A 17,318-nucleotide genomic window follows, 5' to 3' on the forward strand; every position below is an offset into this window, starting at 1 on the left:
GTTCACCCCGGAGCAGGCCGCCGGACTGGCCGCGGCCGCGCTCGCCGACACCCTGGCGGCGCTCACCGCCGTCCCGGCGGGCCGGCGCCTGCTGGTGCTGGACGGCGCGCCCGGCCGGTGGCTGCCGCCGGGCTGGGAGGTCCTGCCGCAGTGCGCGGGCGGCCTGGACCGCCGGCTCGCCGCCGCGTTCGCCCACGCGGCCCGGCTCGCCCCCGCCGCCCCGGCCCTCCTGGTCGGCATGGACACCCCCCAACTGGACCCGGCCGTCCTCGCCGCCCCGCTCTCGGCCACCGCCCGGACCGGCGCCGACGCCTGGTTCGGCCCGGCCGAGGACGGCGGCTTCTGGGCCCTCGGCCTGGCCCGCCCGAACGCCGCCCTGGCCGCCCGCCTGCTGCACGACGTCCCGATGTCGACCCCCGCCACCGGCCGCCACCTCCTGTCCCGCCTGACCGCCGAGGGCCTGACGGTCCACCACCTGCCCGCCCTGCTGGACGTGGACGGCCCCGACGACGCCGCCACCGTCGCCGCCCTCGCCCCCACCACCCGGTTCGCCGCCCACTGGCGGGAACTGCGCCCCACGGCCCCCGCCCCCGCGCACCGGCAGCCTGACTGACGGCCCGACTGCCCATCTGCGGAAGGGAGTTGCGCCCGGATGAAAGACCGGACCGTTCGGCGGCGGCCCGGGTCCGGGTCTCGACCGGCCTGCGGACGATCGGCTCCCCGCACCAGCGCGACCGGCGGCCCGGCGGCCGGGGCCGCTCCTCCCCTGTCCCCCTCCCCTGTCCCCCTCCCCTTCTTCCGACCCGAGGTGTCCGCATGCAGCCCGCCAGCGCCCGTTCCGTCGCCGAGCCCTGGGTGGACGATCCGTTCGGGCGGGCGGTGCGGGCCGGGCGGGGGCCGTTGTGGCTGTGTCGGGGGGACGGTTCGCGGTCGGTGCTGGAGGTGGAGCGCTGGTGCGCCCCGGCCGCCGGGGCGGACCACGGGCTGGTGTCGCGCTGCCTGGGCCTGGGCGCGCCGGTGCTGGACCTGGGGTGCGGGCCGGGCCGACTGGTGGCGGCCTTGCTGGCGGCGGGGGTTCCGGCGCTCGGGGTGGACGTGTGCGCGGCCTCGGTGGACCGCACCGCCGGCCTGGGCGCCCTCGCCCTGCGCCGCTCGGTGTTCGACCGGCTCCCCGCCGAGGGCCGCTGGGGCGGGGCCCTGCTCGCCGACGGCAACCTCGGGATCGGCGGCGACCCCGCCGCCCTGCTGTCCCGGACCGCCGAACTGCTCGCCCCGGGCGGCCTGCTCCTGGTGGAGACCGACCCGGCCGAGGTCGACGAGGTCTCGACCGTCCGGGTGGCGGGCCCGGACGGCGCGGGACCACCGTTCCGCTGGGCCCGCTGCGGACCCGCCGCAACGGCCCGGCACGGCGCGACGGCCGGCCTGGAGCCGGTGGAGCACTGGCGCTCGCACGGCCGCTCGTTCCTCGCGCTACGCCGTTCCTGAGCCTGCCGTTCGACTGTCCGCAGTGGTCCGTCGGGGTTTGGCGCCTGGCGGCCGACCGGATCACGCGAGGATCGCTCCGCCGTCCGCGGAATCCCCGCACGGGTGACGTTCCTGCGTGTCAGAACCGCGAGTAGGCACGGCTGCAGCGAACGCCCCACTTGCCGGCCGGGGAGAAGGTCTCGCCGCCGGCTCGTGTCACTGTGAGGATCGACCGCATGCCGTCGAACAGGACCCGGTCAGCGGTCGCACTCCTGGTCCGGACCCACCACGACATGCCGCAGGCAGGCGGCCGTGGCCGTCCGTGGCGTGACCGACGTCAGATGGTCAACGGAGTGTCAGTCCCACCAATTGAAGAGGAGGTCGCCGAGCACCTCCGGACGCCAGTGGCGGATCTGCGCGAGTTCGACCCTGGAGAGGCCGCGGAGATCCACCTGCTCCATCGGCGTGCTGAGCTCCTTGACCGTCAGAACACGCAGGCCGACGCTCGCGAAGCCGCCGGTCCACATCGGCGCGTCCACGAAACCGGACAGCGGCTGCCCCGGTTGCGGGGCAACGCGAGTGAAGGCGACCAGCGGGAGGTGGGCGTGGCAGAGACCCGCCTGTGCCTCGCGCTCGGCTGCGATCGGGAACCAGTGAAATGTCGACGTCCCGGCCGGAACGAGTTCACCGAGCCGAGCCCGGCTTCCACGCGCGGCTTCGGCGCAGGCACGTCGGAACAGTGCCACATCCGTCTCCGGGAGCGGCTCGTCCCGCCGGTCCCAAAACCCGGTCGCCCCTCGATCAGGTCGAATCACCGTGCCTCCTCCTCGGCCGGTTCCGCTCGGACCGGGTGATGCGCCGCCCGGTGGCCGGCCCCCCCAGTACGAGGTTGGCGGAGTCCTCGCCACCGGCGAGGCGTACGCCAGGCCCGCCCACCACAAGATGGACGCCAGATCCCGACGGACCGCTGCAAACAGTTGAATCGTTCCGCTTCAGCCCTTGAGACGGTCAGCTTCGGCCGGCTGTGGTTCAAAGCTGTGATGGATGTGGCCTGTCCAGGAGTCGGGCGACGTGGACTCTTCCCACACGACTTCGAAGACAGCCCCGTGGAACTCGCGTCCCAGTTCGCTCAACATCGCAGCAGCGCGTTCTTTGGCTCGTTCGGCGTCCTCGACGGGGATGCCGGGCAAGTGTCCGCAGACGAACCCGCCGTCCGAGGTGACGAGGCTGTGGCGCCAGCCGGGCGGGGTCGCCAGCAGAACGATGTCCTTCGGCATGGCGAACGGAGCCCGCTTCCGTCCCCGGTCTCTTCTCATGTGCTCATTCAACTGGATCGATCGAAGCGCGGGGCCATCGGGCGGGCCCTCATCCCGTTCGTCGTGGTGCGGTGCCGTTCTCGTGGTGGGCGGGCGGAGCGTATGCCTGGCCGGTGGCCAGGACCCTGCCGAACTCGTGGCGGGCAGCGCTCCGCTGGTTCTTCGAACCGAGTGGCCGGGGCCGGGGTGAGCCGGTTTCCGGTGCTCGCGCTGGTGAGGGGCCCTCGGGTGGAGGTTCCTGAACCCGTGCCGGACACGGGCGGGAGTGAGCTTGTCCGGGTTCCACCGGCTGTTCCCCGGGGTGGCGGAGGTCGGCGACGAGCGGGCGGGTGAGGCGGCACCGGGTGTGGGCAGCGATCACGAGCCAGGTCCAGCGGTCGGCTGCCGCCGGGTCGCGCAGGCGGGGCCGAGTCCAGCGGAGCGTCTGCTTGGGCAGGCGGAACGTGCGCTCACGGTCGAAGCGGCGGAGGAACGCCTGTTGGCAGGGGCCGACGCCGGTCGGATGAGCCGCAAGCCACTCGGCCCGGTTCAGTGCCGGGCGACGCATCACCTGGCCCGGACGGAACCGGCCGAGGACCTGCACCGGTAGGTCGCCGAGGAGAGGGAGAGTGCGCGGGGCGTCGTAGCCGGGGCCCATCACCACCAGCACCTCCGGATCTCCGGCCTTCCACTGCCCGGCCGTGATCAGCCGCACCAGCACGTCGCGGAGTCGGGCGGTGGTGACGGCAACCAGGTCCGCGCCGGGCTCCCCGAAACGAGCACCTGGGTCGAGAGGCTGTGCACGATCACCGGATGGGAGCCGGGACGACGCCTCCGGCGGATGGCAGCAGTTCGACTGCGACGTGGGTGAGTTCCTCGCCCGGCTGCTCACCGATATCGGTCTCGGCTTCCCGTCCGGCTACCTCCTGGGCGGGCGCTCCTTCGAGAGCCGGGGCCACTGACCGTGTCGGCCTCCGGGCGCGGGGCCGGTGTGCGGGAGCGGTGGGCTGCGACCGCGATGACGGTCAAGGCCGCTGCGCCGTAGGCGAGTTGCTGCGTGTCGCTGCCGCCGGCCAGGTAGAGGACCTGTCCGGCGGCGGGGACCGCCAGCCACTCCCAGCGGCCGTCCAGGGCGGCCAGGGCCACCACCAGGAGGGCGTACCAGGGGTAGGCGGGGGCGGCGAGGAGGAGGGCGGTGCCGGTCACCTCCAGGGCTCCCCGCCAGGGCTGCCGGGGGTCGCCGTGGCGGAGGACGCGCCACAGGACGGCGGCGAGGAGTGCGGCGGCGGCCCAGGGGGCGGCCCGGTCGGGCAGGAGGAGGCGGAGGAGGCCGAACCGTTCCAGGTGGCCCTGTTGGTAGCCCTCTTCGCGCAGGTAGCCGGGCAGGTAGCCGAGGACGCCCGTCCCGGAGGCGGCGATGTACGGGAGGTAGGAGAGCGCGAAGACCCCGGCCGCGGCCGTGCAGAGCAGGACGTCCCGCCGGGTCGGGCGGCGGGCCAGCAGGCCGGAGAGGGCGCCGGGCAGGGTGAGGGCGGGCAGGAGTTTCACCGCGGTCGCCGCGCCGAGGGCCGCTCCGGCCGCGGCCGGGCGGCGGCGGGCCGCGAGGCCGAGGCCGGTCACCGCCAGCAGGGCGCCGAGGGTGTCGACGTGGGCGTCGTTGACCGCCCACACCGCGACGCCCGGGCACCAGGCCCACAGTGCGGCCCGCCGCCGTCCGCCGGTCAGGGCGAGCAGGGCCCCGGTGGTGGCCGTTGCGAGGGCCGCTCCGGCGGCCTGGGCGACCCGGACGCCGTCGCCGAACGGGCGTTGGAGCAGGAACCAGACCTCCGCGAGCGGCGGGTAGATCGTGTGCACGGCGGGCCGGTTGATCCGGGTGCAGGCCCCGTCGGCGGTGCGGCGCTCGTCCCAGCCGGTGCAGCCGCCGCCGGTCGGGGAGGCCGGGGAGGGCGGGGAGGCCGGGAAGCGGCCGGGGTCGCGCAGCCGGGCCAGTGCCGGGTCCTCGGGCGGGTACGCGTACGGGGAGACGCCCGCAGCCTGCACCTTGCCGTCCCAGCCGTACCGGTAGGCGTCGTCGCTGGTGCGGGGCGGGGCGAGCAGTCCGGTCGCGGCGACCAGGACGCCGCCGGCCAGCACGAGCCGGGCGACCTGGCGGTCCGGCACCCGGCGCAGCAGGAGCAGCGCCGCCGCGAACAGTGCGGCGTCGGCGGCATACCAGCCGTACAGCGGGGTCCGGTCGCCGAGGGTGCCGCCGGTGGTGAAGGTCAGCGCGAGGCAGCCGGCGAGGGCGGCGAGGGCGAGTGAGCAGAGCAGGGCGGGGCGTACGGTCACCGGCCCACCCTGGCAGCGGCGGGCCGCCGCCGGGGCGGTGCGGGGCGGGCCGTCCGGGTTCCGTAAGGAAGGCGAGGGGTGTGGGGGGCGGCGTTCGGATTCCGTAAGCACGTCGTGCCGCCGCGCGGGCGCTCGGGCGCGCTTCGATGGCGGGGTGGAATCCGACTCCCCCTCCCCCTCCCCCTCCCCCGTCCGGCGGCGGCTCGACCGGCCGCTGCCGGAGCCGCCCGCCGTGCTGCGGCGCGGCCCGTTCCGTCCGGGCGCGTTCCGGTCCGCCGCGCACGAGCCGCGGGCGGCGGTGGTGCTGGGCCGGTGGCTGGGCGCGGCGCTGCTGGTGTGCTTCGCCACCGGGCTGGTCAGCCATCTGTTGCAGGACCCGCCGGGGTGGTTGACGGACCGTCTGCCGTCCCGGCCGGTCGCCGGGTACCGGGTCACCCAGGGGCTGCACGTGGCCGCCGGGCTGGCCGCGATCCCGTTGGCGGGCGCGAAGCTGTGGACGGTGTACCCGCGGCTGTTCGAGTGGCCGCCCGCGCGGAGCGTGCGGCACCTGCTGGAGCGGCTCGCGGTCGCGCTGCTGGTCGCGGCGGTGCTGCTGGAGCTGTGCACCGGCCTGCTGAACACCCTGCAGTGGTACCCGTGGCCGTTCCCGTTCCGGCAGACCCACTACTGGACGGCGTGGACGGCGGTCGGCGCGCTACTGGTCCACCTCGCCGTGAAGGCGCCGGTGATCGCCGCACACTGGCGCCGCGCCGTCGTGGTGCCGCTCGCCGGGCGGCGGGCGCTGCTGACGGCGACGGCGGCGGCCGTCGGCGCGGTGACCCTGACCACGGCCGGGCAGTCCGTGCCGTGGCTGCGGGCCCTGGACCTGTTCGCGCCGCGCCGGCCCGGGGCCGGTGGGGATTCCCTGCCGGTGAACCGGACCGCCGCGCAGGCCGGTACCGCGGTCGTGCCCGCCGACTGGCAGCTGGCCGTGGACGGCCCGGCGGGTTTCCGGATCGGCCTCGCCGAGTTGCGGGCGCTGCCGCAGACCACCGCGGACCTGCCGATCGCCTGCGTGGAGGGGTGGAGCGCGAACGGCCGCTGGACGGGGGTGCGGCTGGCCGACCTGCTGCGGCGGGCCGGTGTCCCCGCGGGTTCGGCGGTGCGGATCACCTCGCTGGAGGCGGACGGGCCGTACCGGGTCACCGAGTTGCCCGCCCCGTACGCGGACGACCCGCTCACCCTGCTGGCGCTGGCGCTGGACGGGCGGCCGCTGACGCCCGACCACGGGTTCCCGGCGCGGCTCGTCGCGCCGAACCGGCCCGGGGTGCTGCAGACCAAGTGGGTCGCCCGGATCGAGGTGGTCTGAGGTGCGGGTCCTGCGCGGTGCCCTGCTGTCCGGCGGTCTCGCCCTGATCGGCTGCGGCCTGGTCGGGCTGCTGACGGACCGTTACGTCTCCGATCCGCTGGGCGTCCTGTGGTGGGCGGCCGGGCTGGTGGCCGTGCACGACGGCCTGTGGCTGCCGCTGGTGTGCGCGGTCGGCGCGGTCGCCGGGCGGCGGGTGCTGCGCGGTCGACCGGTGCTGCGCGACCGGCCGGTGCTGCGCGGCTGGCTGGTGGTGGTGGCGGCCGTCGGCGCGGTGGCCGGCCCGGCGGTGCTGCGGGCCGGCCACGACGGCGGCAATGCGACCCTGCTGCCGCTGCCCTACCTGCGGAACTGGCTGCTGTTCCTGGCCGCTGGCGGGGCCGGGGCGGCGCTGCTCGCCGTCGTCCGACGGAGCGTCGCCCGACGGAATGTTGCCCGGCGGAGCACCACCCGACGGACCGCCGCCCGACGGAGCGTCAGGAGGGCACGCCGGGGAGGCCGGTGGTGAGGCCGTCGAGGGTGTGGGAGCAGGGGCAGTCGCGGGTGGCGGGCAGTTCCTCCAGGGCCGTGAACAGGACCGACCGCAGCCGGTCGACGTTGCGGGCGAAGACCTCCAGCACCTCGGCGTGGGTGACGCCCTCGCCCGCCTCCACCCCGGCGTCCAGGTCCGTCACCAGCGCCAGCGAGGTGTAGCACAGGCCCAGTTCACGGGCCAGTACTGCTTCGGGGTGGCCGGTCATGCCGACCACCGACCAGCCGTTGGCCGCGAACCAGCGCGACTCGGCCCGGGTGGAGAACCGCGGCCCCTCGATGACGACCAGGGTTCCGCCGTCCACCGCCTCCCACCCGGCGGTGCGGGCGGCGGCCAGGGCGGCGGCCCGCCCGCGCGGGCAGTACGGGTCGGCCACCGAGACGTGCACCACCTCGGGGACCGACCCGTCCGGCAGCACCCGCCCGTCGTAGTACGTCTGCGCCCGCCCCGACGTCCGGTCCACGAACTGGTCCGGCACCACCAGCGTCCCCGGCCCGTACTCGGGCCGCAGGCCGCCGACCGCGCAGGGGCCGAGCACCTGCCGCACCCCCAGCGCGTACAGCGCCCACAGGTTCGCGCGGTAGTTGATCCGGTGCGGCGGCAGCCGGTGCCCGCGCCCGTGCCTCGGCAGGAACGCCACCCGACGGCCTCCCGCCTCCCCCACGAACAGGGCGTCACTGGGCGGACCGTACGGCGTCTCGACGTGCACCTCGGTGACGTCGTCGAGCAGTGCGTACAGTCCCGAACCGCCGATCACACCGAGTTCGGCGCGCGGGGCGGTGGACGGGCGGGCGGGCGGCTCCGTGGGAATGGTCATGCCGCCACCCTAGGGAGTGGCGGCGCCGGGGGCGTCCGGCGCGGGCTTACGACTCCGTGACGCGGGCCCCGGCGGCCGGTGCTCGGCGACCGCCGGCACCCTGCGGCCGCCTGCGCTCAGCGGCGGCCGAACAGCCGGGCGAGCAGGCCGCCGCCCTTGCCCGCGGCGCGGTCGCAGGCGCAGCGGTCGGCCGGGCGGACTCCGGCGAGGACCTGTTCGACGTGCATGCCGCACCCCGCGTAGGTCGCCTTGCCGCAGTTGCGGCAGGTGGTACGTCGGCACATGGCGGGACTCCTCGGGGTGGGACGGTGGAACGTCCTCCCACTATACCCCCAGGGGTATGGAAGGGCGGGGTCGCCGCCCGGGCGGCCGTCGTCGCCCGGCCGGTCAGGCGTGCGGGACGACGACGACCGGGGCCGTGCAGTGGTGGACGGCGGCGTGGGCGACCGGGCCGAGCCGGGGGGCCGGGCGGTGCTCGCGGCGGCCGACCACGACCAGGTCGGCGTGGGCGGCGGCCCCGACCAGCGCGTGCGCGGCGCCCCCGATCCGCGTCTCGGTGACCAGGTCGACCCCGGGGTGCGCGGCCCGGGCGGGGGCGACGGCCTTCTCCAGGGCCGCCCGGACGTCGGCCTCGCGGAGCGCGCTGTCGGCCTGCGGGGGCATCCAGCCCGCGGCGGTCCAGAACGGGATCAGCTCCCAGCCGTGCACCGCCCGCACCCGGGCGCCCCGGCGCTCGGCCTCGGCGCAGGCGAACTCCAGCACCGCCGCCGAGGACTCGTCCGCCACGCCGACCACGATCTCGGGGCTCCCGGCGGGCGCGGGCGCGGTGTCGCGGACCAGGACGACCGGGGTGGTGCTGCGGGCGGCGACGGCCAGGCCGACGGAGCCCACCAGGAGGCCGGCGAAGCCGCCGAGCCCGCGCGAGCCCAGCACCACCAACCGGTGCTCCGGGGCGGCGGCGAGCAGCGCGTCGACCGGATCGGCGGCCAGCGCCTCGGTGACGACCTCCAGCCCGGGGTGGGCCTCGCGCAGCCGCTCGGCGACCTCGGCCGACTCGTGCAGGGCACCGCGGTGGGGAGCGGCCGCAGGCCCGTCGTCCAGGGCCGCGCCCAGCCAGGGCCAGGCGTGGACGATCCGCAGCGGCACGCCCCGCAGGGCCGCTTCGGCAGCGGCCCAGCCGACCGCCGCCTCCGACTGCGCCGATCCGTCGAACCCGGTCACGATGCCGTGCGCCATGGCCGTTCCCCTTCCCTCGGGGCGGTGACCCGCTGTCCCGCCTCCGGTTCCCATGCTGCGCCGGGCCGGGGCCGGGCCGACAGGACCCGACGGTCCCCCGGCGGGGCCCAAGGTCCCGCCCCGGCACCGGGACCGTCCGGCCCTGCGGCACGACCCCGACGGCCCTGTCCCGGCGCCCCTCGCCGGGCGGAGGGTGGAGGCGATCACCGCGCGACCGGGCAGTGCGAGCAGGACGGCGCACCGCGGGGCGCGCACCGGACACCGGGGAGGACCGCCGTGCAGGAGCAGAACGTGACGACGCGCAGGATCGTGGTCGGGGTGGACGGGTCCCCGTCCTCCGTGGACGCGCTGCGCTGGGCCCTCGTCCAGGCGCGGGCGGTCGGTGCGGACGTCGAGGCGGTGACCGCCTGGCAGCACCCGTCCGCGCCGGGCTGGGCCGGCCACCCCGCCGACGGGGACTTCGCCGCCGACGTGGCGCGCAAGACGCTCGACGGCGTGCTGGTCGAGGCCGCCGACCCGGAGCACCCGGTCCGGGTGGCCGCCCGGGTGGTGCGGGGCGGTGCGGTCCCGGTGCTGCTGGCCGCGGCGGGCGACGCCGAACTGCTGGTGGTCGGGAGCCGCGGCCACGGCGGGTTCACCGGGGCGCTGCTGGGCTCGGTCGGCCAGCACTGCGTCCAGCACGCGCCGTGTCCGGTGGTGGTGGTCCGGCACGCCCCGGTCCGGCCGTCCGGCCGGTGATCCACGGCGGCGGGCGCGTACGCGACGGCGGGCGCGCGGAAGAGGAAGGGAAGCGGAGATGCGACACCGCAGCGTAGGACAGTTGATGACCCGTCCGGTGGTGGCCGTGCGGCCCGGGACCGGGTTCAAGGAGATCGCCCGGCTGCTCGCCGAGCACGACATCACGGCGGTGCCCGTGCTGGACGACGAGGACCGGCCGGTCGGGATCGTCTCCGAGGCGGACCTGCTGCTGAGCGAGTCCGCCCGGGAGGACCCGTCCGGGCTGCTGCTCGCGCCCGGTCTGACGCCCGGTCAGGCCGTCCGCAGCCGGGCCGCCACCGCGGACGGGCTGATGAGCCGTCCGGTGCTCTGCTGCCGTCCCGAGTGGACGGTCGTCGAGGCGGCCCGGCGGATGCAGCAGGCGGGCGTCAAGCGGCTGCCCGTCGTCGACGAGGCGGGGCGGCTGATCGGCGTGGTCAGCCGGGGCGACCTGCTGCGGGTGTTCCTGCGGCAGGACCGGGCGATCCGGGAGGAGATCCGCCACGAGGTGCTCGACGGGGCGATGGGGCTCTCCCCGGACGGCATCGGCGTGACGGTCGAGGAGGGCCGGGTCACGCTGACCGGCACGGTGGCCCGGCGCAGCCTCGCCGACGTGCTGGAGCGGCTGTGCCGGAGCGTGGACGGCGTGGTGGACGTCCGGGTGCTGCTCGAGCACCGCACCGACGACACCGCGGGCCTGGACGCGGCGGGCCTCGACATCGCGGCGCTCGGCGCCGCGGGCCTCGGCGCGGGCCGCTGAGCCCGGCGGCGGGGTGTCCGGGTGACCGCCCGGTCCGGGGCGGCGCTACCGTGCACGTGGCGGGGCCGCCCCGCTCCGGACCGTCCCGTCCGCACCGTCCGCCCGGAGGGCCACGTGCTCCAGCTCCGCCTGATCGTTCCCGCCGACCTGCGCGAGCAGGTCCTGGCCCGGCTCGACGCCTGTGTCGGGGTGGCCCACGTGGTGGTGCTGCCGGGCGGGGCGGTGCGGCCCGCGGGGGACGTGGTGCTGTGCGACGTGGCCCGCGAGGCGGCCGACGAACTCCTCGACGGGCTGAAGGAGTTGGGCCTGCCGGAGCGCGGGGCGATCAGTCTGGGCGAGACCGGCCTGGTCCTCTCGGAGGCCGCCGACGCGGCGGAGGAGGCGGCCCCGGGCGAGGGGGTGGACGCGCTGGTGTGGGAGGAGGTGTCCGGGGTCGTCCACGAGGAGTCGACGCTCAGCGGGGTCTTCCTGGCGCTGCTGACGGTCGCCACCATGCTGGCCGCCTGCGGCGCCGTCCTGGACAGCGCGATCCTGGTCGTCGGCGCGATGGCCGTCGGCCCGGAGTTCGGTCCGCTGGCCGGGCTGTGCGTCGCGCTCGTGCAGCGCCGGGGCCGCCCGGCGGCCCGGTCGCTGCTGGCGCTGGCGGTCGGCTTCACCGTGGCGATGGCCCTGACCGTCGGCTTCTCGCTGCTGATGGACGGGCTGGGCCTGTTCAGCGACGCGAAGTTCGCCGCCGCCCGCCCCAACACCTCGTTCATCTGGCAGCCGGACGCGATGTCCTTCGTGGTGGCGTTCCTGGCGGGCGTGGCCGGTCTGCTCTCGCTGACCTCGGCCAAGGCGTCCGCCCTGGTCGGCGTGGCGATCTCGGTCACCACCGTGCCCGCCGCCGCCAACGCCGCCGTCGCGGTCGCCTACCGCGAGTACGCGCAGGCCTGGGGCTCCGCCGTGCAGCTCGCCCTCAACCTGTCCGGCATCGTCCTGGCGGGCGTCCTCACCCTGCTGGTCCAGCACGCCGCCTGGCGCCTGGTCCGCCGCGGCCCCGGGCGGCGCTGAGCCTCCGCCCGGGTGGGCCCGTCGGCGTGTCCCCGGGGCAGGCGGTGCCGCGCGGGTGGCCCGCGGCCAGGATGACGGGGTGTCAGATCTCCGCGCCCTCCGCCGCCGCCGCCCGTCCGCCGCCGTCCCGGCCCTGGCGCTCATGAGCGTCGCCCTGATCGGGGCGGCCCCGGGGCCCGGCCGCTCGGTGCCGTCGCCCGGGGCGGGGGACGCGGTGGTGACGGTGCGCACCGGCGGGGACCGGACCGGGCCCAGGACGGTGGCGCCGCTGGCCGGGGTCCGGCTGGGCCTGTACGCGGACGAGTCCTCGGGCGCGCCGGTGGACCCGGGCTGGGGCGTGTGCACCGCCGACGCGGACGGGGACTGCTCCTTCACCGTGCCGGGCACCGGTCCGGGCGGGGCCAACGCGGGCACCCGCCTCTGGGTGCGGCAGCTCCCGGACGGGGCGCCCGCCGGCTGGTTCACCAGTCCGACCCTGCGGACGGGGCCGGGCAGCGGCAGCGACTCGACCGCCGCGCCCTACGCGTTCCGGACGCCCGCGCTGGCGGCCGGGCGCACCTACGCCTCGACCGACACCGGCCCCGACGGCTTCATGGTCAGCGACACCTTCGGCACCAACTACCCCGCCTCCGGCGGCGTGTGGCAGAACTCCCGGACCAACCCGGTGCCGCACGTCGGCTGCGGCCTGGACGTCGCGGTGGTGCTCGACCTGTCCGCCTCCGTGGGCAGCGCGCTGCCCCAGCTCAAGGCGGCCGCCGACACCTTCACCGACGCCCTGACCGGCACCCCCTCGCGGATGGCCCTCTACTCCTTCGACCAGGCCTCGCCCTCGACCAGCGTGGACCGCAACCACCCGGAGCTGCTCCCGGTCTCCACCAAGGCGGGGGCCGACGCCTTCAAGCGGCTCTACGCGGACTGGACGCTGGGGAAGGGCACCAACTGGGACCGGGGCCTGGCGGCGGTGGCCGAGGCCGCGCAGCGCTACGAGGCGGTGGTGGTGATCACCGACGGGAACCCGACCCGGTTCGCCGACGACGCCCAGGGCGACGGCTCGCGGACCCACTTCCGGGACGTCGAGAACGGGATCTTCTCCGCCAACGCCGTCAAGGCGACCGGGGCCCGGGTCATCGCCCTGGGCGTCGGCAAGGGCGTCGAGGGCGTCTCCGGCCTCAACCTGCGCGCGCTGTCCGGCCCGACCCCGTACGACGGGACGAACCTGCTGGCCGCCGACCACTTCCAGACCGCGGACTTCGCCTCGGCCGGGCAGGACCTGCACGACCTGGCGCTGTTCCAGTGCCGGGGCAGCCTGTCGGTGGTCAAGCAGATCGCCCCCGCCGGCACCACCGGCGAGGACGTCACCGGCGCGGTGAACGCGGGGGCGGGCTGGACCTTCGACGCGAGCACCGGCGCCTCCGGCATCGGCGGCTTCCCCGCGCGCGAGACCACCACCGACGACGGCACCGGCGCGGTCTCCTTCCACCCGACGTTCACCGGCGTCGCCGAGGGCCCCGTCACGGTCGCCGAGGTCCAGCAGGAGGGCTACGAACTGGTCCCGCAGGGCGGGCACAACGCGGTCTGCACGAACCTGGACACGGGACAGGCCGTGCCGGTCACCGACCGGGACCTGTCCTTCACCGTCACGGTGCCGAGCAAGGCGGCCGTCAGCTGCCTGGTGCACAACCGGCCCGTCCGGCCCGCCGACGTCACCGTCGCCAAGACCTGGCGGGTCGACGGCCACGACTACGCCGACGGGCGGCAGCCCGCCGGGCTCACCGCGGCGCTGAGCCTGACCGGACCGGGCGGGGCGGGCCCCGGCGCGCAGCCGTGGGGCGTCACCCGCCCCGGCTACCGGGTCGGCGAGGCGGTCACCGTCGCCGAGACCGCCGCGGTCGAGCGGCCCGGCTGCGTCCTCACCTCGTCCCGGCTGACCCGCCTGGACGGGGCGGCGACCGACCTGCCCCTGCCGCACACCGCCGAACTGACGGGGGAACACCTCACCGCCGAGGTCACCAACGTCGTCGACTGCGCCGAGGAGCCCGGCCCCGAGGGGCCGGGTCCGCAGCCGTCCCCGACACCCGGCACCCCCGAGCCCGTCCCGTCCCCGTCCCACTCCGCCACCGTCCCGCCCGTCCCGCCCGTCCCGCTGCCCGAGACCGGCGCCCCGGACCTGCCCGCCCTGACCGGCTGGGCCGCCGCGGCCACCGCCCTCGGCGGCACGGCCCTGGGCCTGGCCGCGCTGCGCCGCCGCCGGCGGTCGTAGCGGCGGCGCGGGGGTCGTAGCGGCGGCAGGGGCTAGCGGAGGTGCCCGAGCGGGTCGGACACCGGGCTCCACGGGCCGAACCGGACCGGGACGCCCGGGGAGAACAGCACGCTCGGCGGGGGACCGGAGACCTCCAGGCCCGCCGCCCGCACCAGCGTCTCGTCGAGGTGCTCCACCGTGGCCAGGTGCAGCGGCCACGGCGGGTGCTCGACCGGCAGGTGCACGGTCCGGCCGACCGTGCGCGTGTGCAGTCCCCAGCGGGCGGTGAGGAACTCGGCGAGCGGGCCGGGCCGTTCGAGCCGCGGTCCGACCCGGGCCCGCAGGACGCACCGGGCGGCGTCCCCGCCGGGCCCGCGGACCCGGGTGGCGAGGTGCAGCGCCGGGCCGTCCGTGGTCCACCGGGTGCGCGACCACCGGTAGGGCAGGCCGAGGGCGGAGCGCGCCACCAGCACGGCGGGCAGTCGCGGGCAGTCGAGCGAGCGGAACACCACGGCCCGGCGGCCCTGCGGGTCGACGGAGTAGAGCCGGACGTTCACCTCGGGGAACGTGCCGAAGTACGGCAGGGGCGTGCGGCCGGGCCCCAGCCGTTCCATGGCGAACGCCACCAGTCCGACCCAGGTGGTGCCGTTGCGGACGTCCGGGAACACCCCGGCGGGCAGCAGCGGGGCGACCGCGGCGGGGTGGACCGGCCAGTGCAGGAAGAGCACGTCGCGCCAGTTCTGCGACAGCAGGGTCGGTGCCACGGTGCGCGGGGTGCGGTCGGTCACGGGTTCAGGGCGCATCGGGCACCGCCTCCGCGCGGGCGTGCTCCGGGTCCCGGCCGACACCGCCGACACCGCCGACGAAGTCCCCGGCCGCACCGGCGGCGAGCGCCTTCGGTCCTCCCGCCCCGCCCATGGCGAACGCCTCCTGTCCGGCCCGACCCCCGGCGGCCCCGGACGGGCCGACCGGGCGGGTTCCCCGTCCTCCGAGGATGCGCGCGGGGCGCGCTCCCCCGGCAGTCGCACCGCTTCCGCAACGGTCCGCAGGGGTCCGCAGGGGCGCGGCCGGGGCGTCAGCGGGCGTCGCCGTGGCCGACGGGGGTGCTGCTGAAACCGTCCTGCCAGGCGGCCTTCGCCCCGGAGTCGCCGATCCGGTAGACGTCGACGACCGCGCCGGTGCCGACCGCCAGGCACAGCACCGCGACCGCGGCCCGGGCCGGGAGCCCGGTCAGCCGGGACGGGCGGGCGGGGGACGGGCCACCGGTGGACGCGTCGGCGGTGGACGGGCGGCGGGCCGACCACCAGACCAGGACGGCGAGCAGCAGCAGGCCGAACGCCCACGGGGCCAGCCCGTCGCCGAGTTCGGCGTGGCGGCGCACCAGCGGACCGCTCTCGACGTGGCGCTCCAGCCACTCCCCCGCATCCGTGGTCAGCGGCACGAACGCCAGCGAGACCAGGGCGAGCACCGGCAGCAGCACCCCGAGCCGGCGGGCGGCCGCGGGCAGCAGGGCGCAGACGATCAGGGCGAGGGCGGTCAGGGGGACCAGCACCACGACGGCGTGCACCAGCAGGACGTGCGCGGGCAGCCCGTTGATCGTGCTCACCGGGTCTCCTTCCGGGTCGGGACGGGCCGCGCCGACCGCGGGCCGAACGCGCGCCATCCTGGCAGGCGTACCTCTCAACTCCCTCTGAACGCGGGGCCCGTGGGACGGGAGGGTCGTTCGGGGGCGGTCCGGATTCAGAGCAAACCCAGAGGTTCCCGCACTGGGCAAGGAGACTGACGGACCATCAGAGTTGACCTGGCCACGTCACCAAGTGGCCGCCGCCGACGGGTCCGGGCACCCCCGGCCCCCATTCCGCCTCCCCCTTCGGAGAACCCCCATGGCCACCGATCTCGCACCGCTCGCCGAACGCACCCGGCCCACCGTCCAGGGCCTGTACCGGATCGTCGTCTCCCTGCTGTTCACCTGCCACGGCGCGGCCACCCTGTTCGGCGTGCTCGGCGGGGCCCACGGGAAGGCGCCGGCCGTCGGCGAGTGGCCCGGCTGGTGGGCCGCGGCGATCCAGCTGGTCGGCGGCGTCCTGGTACTGCTCGGAGTGGCGGCGCGCCCGGCGGCCCTGATCTGCTCCGGCTCGATGGCCTACGCCTACTTCACCGTCCACCAGGAGCACGCCCTGTGGCCGATCCAGAACGGCGGCGAGCAGGCCGCCCTGTTCTGCTGGGCCTTCCTCCTGGTGGCCGCCCTCGGCCCCGGCAGCCTCGCCCTCGGCACCCTGTTCCGCCGGAACGCCCCCGACCGGGTCCCCGCCGCCGCCTGACCGACCGGTCCGACCGGCCCCCGGCTCCGTCGCCGCCCCGCTACGCCGCAGGGGCCGCGGGGCCGGTTCCGCGCACCCGGGCGGTGGTGCGCGCGTAGAGGCGGATGCCGAGGGTGCGCCACAGGAGGCGGGCGGGGGCGGGCATCTGCGCGAGGAACAACTGCCGCTCCTGCGCGGTCGCGCCCTCCAGGATCGCCCCCAGGAAGATCAGCAGCTTGGCCTTGGGGACGCTGCCGCGTCCGCGTTCGCCGACCTCGGACCACTCGCGGGGCGTGATGTGCTCGGCCATCAGCGGCAGGAGGTGCTCCTCCTCGTCGTCCATGTGGGCGACGGCGTGCCGATCCAGTTCGCGCAGGGCCGCGGCGAGGAGCAGCGCGGTGTCGCGGTCGGCCCCGGCGCGCCAGCGGCGCGACAGCGCGGTGGCCTCGACGAGCGCGCCGGCGACGGCCTCGTGCTGGTCGGCCATCCGCGCGACGACGCCGTCCCCCGGGGCCGCGCGCTCGCGCAGCTTGGGCCACAGCAGGTCGTCCTCGCCCTCGTGGTGCTCGCCCAGCGCGCCGAGGACCAGGTCGAGGTGGTCGGCGAGCACCGCGGCGCGCCGCCGGTCGTCCGGGGCGGCGGCTTCGACCAGGTCCGCCAGGAGCGGCACCTCCCGGCGGAAGACGCGGTGCAGGACGACCATCTCCTGCGGGTTCAGACGGTGGTCGACGGTGGGCGCGCTGGTGGCGGGCATCGGGGTCCACTTCGGCGGGGAGCGGTGATCGTTCCGGGGAGCACGCAGCCTAACGGCACCTCCCCTGCCGCCGTGTCCGGGGGCGCCCCCGGGTGCGCTCCCCCGGCACGAGGTGACGCCCCCCTCGCGGCAGGGCCGCACCCGGTGAAGCGGCGCTCCGACCGATGGGTCGTCAGTTCTCTTCATCTCCAAGGGATCTGACGGACCGTCCGGGGCCTCTTTTCGTTCAGGCGTTCCCGCCGCACGGGCGGGGCGCGCGGTGGGCGCACGGGAGCATTGCCGCGCCGGGGAGTGTGACGGCGCGCTGGAGGGGGCGCGCGTGCATCGGGGGGAAAATCGGGACAAAGGCACCCGGCGGAGGGAACAGGCGATCGAGGATCGAGGGCCGCATATGACAGCGGCTTTTTCGTATTCGATCAGATGACTGATTCATGGCGAA

Annotated in this window: 19 protein-coding genes; 9 read left to right on the forward strand and 10 right to left on the reverse strand. The window is 76.5% G+C overall.

Annotated features, from left to right (window positions below; translation table 11 throughout):
• The first annotated feature begins 94 nt into the window (after window positions 1–94).
• Window positions 95–613 (forward strand): DUF2064 domain-containing protein, encoded by a 519-nt coding sequence (locus tag ACIQBJ_RS00815; protein WP_400703424.1) that lies wholly within the window; start codon window positions 95–97, stop codon window positions 611–613.
• A gap of 203 nt (window positions 614–816) precedes the next feature.
• Window positions 817–1,485 carry a methyltransferase domain-containing protein gene (locus ACIQBJ_RS00820; RefSeq protein WP_400701195.1) on the forward strand — a complete coding sequence of 223 codons (669 nt, stop codon included), beginning with the start codon at window positions 817–819 and terminating at the stop codon, window positions 1,483–1,485.
• A 335-nt stretch (window positions 1,486–1,820) separates the two neighbouring features.
• On the opposite strand, the gene ACIQBJ_RS00825 is transcribed toward ACIQBJ_RS00820, so the two are convergent.
• The 3 genes from ACIQBJ_RS00825 to ACIQBJ_RS00835 all read right to left on the reverse strand — a co-directional run bounded on the left by ACIQBJ_RS00825 (window position 1,821) and on the right by ACIQBJ_RS00835 (window position 5,087).
• Window positions 1,821–2,210, reverse strand: a complete 390-nt coding sequence (locus tag ACIQBJ_RS00825; protein ID WP_400701198.1) for a hypothetical protein — start codon at window positions 2,208–2,210, stop codon at window positions 1,821–1,823.
• A gap of 246 nt (window positions 2,211–2,456) precedes the next feature.
• The gene (locus tag ACIQBJ_RS00830) at window positions 2,457–2,741 is read right to left on the reverse strand and encodes a hypothetical protein (RefSeq protein ID WP_400701201.1); all 285 of its coding nucleotides are present in this window, start codon (window positions 2,739–2,741) and stop codon (window positions 2,457–2,459) included.
• 906 nt (window positions 2,742–3,647) lie between these two features.
• A complete protein-coding gene (locus ACIQBJ_RS00835) occupies window positions 3,648–5,087 on the reverse strand; it encodes a glycosyltransferase 87 family protein (RefSeq protein ID WP_400701204.1) in 1,440 nt (479 codons plus the stop codon).
• A 232-nt stretch (window positions 5,088–5,319) separates the two neighbouring features.
• Here ACIQBJ_RS00835 and ACIQBJ_RS00840 point away from each other — a divergent pair, with 232 nt between their 5' ends.
• Window positions 5,320–6,435, forward strand: a complete 1,116-nt coding sequence (locus tag ACIQBJ_RS00840; RefSeq protein WP_400703427.1) for a molybdopterin-dependent oxidoreductase — start codon at window positions 5,320–5,322, stop codon at window positions 6,433–6,435.
• Window position 6,436: 1 nt separating this feature from the next.
• Window positions 6,437–6,940, forward strand: a complete 504-nt coding sequence (locus ACIQBJ_RS00845; protein ID WP_400701207.1) for a hypothetical protein — start codon at window positions 6,437–6,439, stop codon at window positions 6,938–6,940.
• Here the strand turns inward: ACIQBJ_RS00845 and ACIQBJ_RS00850 are convergent.
• The 3 genes from ACIQBJ_RS00850 to ACIQBJ_RS00860 form a co-directional block, all read right to left on the reverse strand.
• The gene (locus tag ACIQBJ_RS00850) at window positions 6,909–7,781 is read right to left on the reverse strand and encodes an S-methyl-5'-thioadenosine phosphorylase (RefSeq protein ID WP_400701211.1); all 873 of its coding nucleotides are present in this window, start codon (window positions 7,779–7,781) and stop codon (window positions 6,909–6,911) included. The two genes, ACIQBJ_RS00845 and ACIQBJ_RS00850, sit on opposite strands and share 32 nt — an antisense overlap.
• A gap of 116 nt (window positions 7,782–7,897) precedes the next feature.
• On the reverse strand, window positions 7,898–8,065 hold the full coding sequence (locus ACIQBJ_RS00855) for a hypothetical protein (protein WP_400701214.1): 168 nt from the start codon (window positions 8,063–8,065) through the stop codon (window positions 7,898–7,900).
• A 103-nt stretch (window positions 8,066–8,168) separates the two neighbouring features.
• Window positions 8,169–9,017: a universal stress protein gene (locus ACIQBJ_RS00860; RefSeq protein WP_400701217.1), complete on the reverse strand. Its 849-nt coding sequence runs from the start codon at window positions 9,015–9,017 to the stop codon at window positions 8,169–8,171.
• 291 nt (window positions 9,018–9,308) lie between these two features.
• Between ACIQBJ_RS00860 and ACIQBJ_RS00865 the strand changes: the two genes are divergently transcribed.
• The 4 genes from ACIQBJ_RS00865 to ACIQBJ_RS00880 all read left to right on the forward strand — a co-directional run bounded on the left by ACIQBJ_RS00865 (window position 9,309) and on the right by ACIQBJ_RS00880 (window position 13,846).
• Entirely contained in the window at window positions 9,309–9,755 is a 447-nt protein-coding gene (locus ACIQBJ_RS00865) for a universal stress protein (RefSeq protein WP_400701220.1), read from the forward strand.
• Between the two features lie 58 nt (window positions 9,756–9,813).
• Window positions 9,814–10,533, forward strand: a complete 720-nt coding sequence (locus ACIQBJ_RS00870; RefSeq protein WP_400701223.1) for a CBS domain-containing protein — start codon at window positions 9,814–9,816, stop codon at window positions 10,531–10,533.
• Between the two features lie 114 nt (window positions 10,534–10,647).
• Window positions 10,648–11,586 (forward strand): DUF389 domain-containing protein, encoded by a 939-nt coding sequence (locus ACIQBJ_RS00875; protein WP_400701226.1) that lies wholly within the window; start codon window positions 10,648–10,650, stop codon window positions 11,584–11,586.
• A gap of 79 nt (window positions 11,587–11,665) precedes the next feature.
• Complete coding sequence (locus ACIQBJ_RS00880) at window positions 11,666–13,846, forward strand: vWA domain-containing protein (RefSeq protein ID WP_400701229.1); 2,181 nt, start codon at window positions 11,666–11,668, stop codon at window positions 13,844–13,846.
• A 32-nt stretch (window positions 13,847–13,878) separates the two neighbouring features.
• Here the strand turns inward: ACIQBJ_RS00880 and ACIQBJ_RS00885 are convergent, their stop codons facing one another.
• The 3 genes from ACIQBJ_RS00885 to ACIQBJ_RS00895 all read right to left on the reverse strand — a co-directional run bounded on the left by ACIQBJ_RS00885 (window position 13,879) and on the right by ACIQBJ_RS00895 (window position 15,431).
• A complete protein-coding gene (locus tag ACIQBJ_RS00885) occupies window positions 13,879–14,628 on the reverse strand; it encodes a YqjF family protein (protein ID WP_400701232.1) in 750 nt (249 codons plus the stop codon).
• Window positions 14,618–14,743, reverse strand: a complete 126-nt coding sequence (locus tag ACIQBJ_RS00890) for a hypothetical protein (protein WP_400701235.1) — start codon at window positions 14,741–14,743, stop codon at window positions 14,618–14,620. Before ACIQBJ_RS00890 ends, ACIQBJ_RS00885 begins: the two co-directional genes overlap by 11 nt.
• A 157-nt stretch (window positions 14,744–14,900) precedes the next feature.
• Window positions 14,901–15,431: a DUF2231 domain-containing protein gene (locus ACIQBJ_RS00895; RefSeq protein WP_400701238.1), complete on the reverse strand. Its 531-nt coding sequence runs from the start codon at window positions 15,429–15,431 to the stop codon at window positions 14,901–14,903.
• A gap of 277 nt (window positions 15,432–15,708) precedes the next feature.
• On the opposite strand from ACIQBJ_RS00895, the gene ACIQBJ_RS00900 reads away from it, so the two are divergent.
• Window positions 15,709–16,146 (forward strand): DoxX family protein, encoded by a 438-nt coding sequence (locus ACIQBJ_RS00900; protein ID WP_400701240.1) that lies wholly within the window; start codon window positions 15,709–15,711, stop codon window positions 16,144–16,146.
• 40 nt (window positions 16,147–16,186) lie between these two features.
• On the opposite strand, the gene ACIQBJ_RS00905 is transcribed toward ACIQBJ_RS00900, so the two are convergent.
• Window positions 16,187–16,879, reverse strand: a complete 693-nt coding sequence (locus tag ACIQBJ_RS00905) for a hemerythrin domain-containing protein (RefSeq protein WP_400701242.1) — start codon at window positions 16,877–16,879, stop codon at window positions 16,187–16,189.
• Window positions 16,880–17,318 lie beyond the last annotated feature (439 nt).

This window comes from Kitasatospora sp. NPDC088391 (genome assembly GCF_044753345.1).
Classification (GTDB): Bacteria; Actinomycetota; Actinomycetes; order Streptomycetales; family Streptomycetaceae; genus Kitasatospora.

Coding starts and splice junctions, on each gene's coding strand:
- ACIQBJ_RS00900 (WP_400701240.1), top strand. CDS start 15,709: ATGGCCACCGATCTCGCACCGCTCGCCGAACGCACCCGGCCCACCGTC.
- ACIQBJ_RS00830 (WP_400701201.1), bottom strand. CDS start 2,741: ATGCCGAAGGACATCGTTCTGCTGGCGACCCCGCCCGGCTGGCGCCAC.
- ACIQBJ_RS00870 (WP_400701223.1), top strand. CDS start 9,814: ATGCGACACCGCAGCGTAGGACAGTTGATGACCCGTCCGGTGGTGGCC.
- ACIQBJ_RS00885 (WP_400701232.1), bottom strand. CDS start 14,628: ATGCGCCCTGAACCCGTGACCGACCGCACCCCGCGCACCGTGGCACCG.
- ACIQBJ_RS00905 (WP_400701242.1), bottom strand. CDS start 16,879: ATGCCCGCCACCAGCGCGCCCACCGTCGACCACCGTCTGAACCCGCAG.
- ACIQBJ_RS00855 (WP_400701214.1), bottom strand. CDS start 8,065: ATGTGCCGACGTACCACCTGCCGCAACTGCGGCAAGGCGACCTACGCG.
- ACIQBJ_RS00850 (WP_400701211.1), bottom strand. CDS start 7,781: ATGACCATTCCCACGGAGCCGCCCGCCCGCCCGTCCACCGCCCCGCGC.
- ACIQBJ_RS00890 (WP_400701235.1), bottom strand. CDS start 14,743: ATGGGCGGGGCGGGAGGACCGAAGGCGCTCGCCGCCGGTGCGGCCGGG.
- ACIQBJ_RS00820 (WP_400701195.1), top strand. CDS start 817: ATGCAGCCCGCCAGCGCCCGTTCCGTCGCCGAGCCCTGGGTGGACGAT.
- ACIQBJ_RS00860 (WP_400701217.1), bottom strand. CDS start 9,017: ATGGCGCACGGCATCGTGACCGGGTTCGACGGATCGGCGCAGTCGGAG.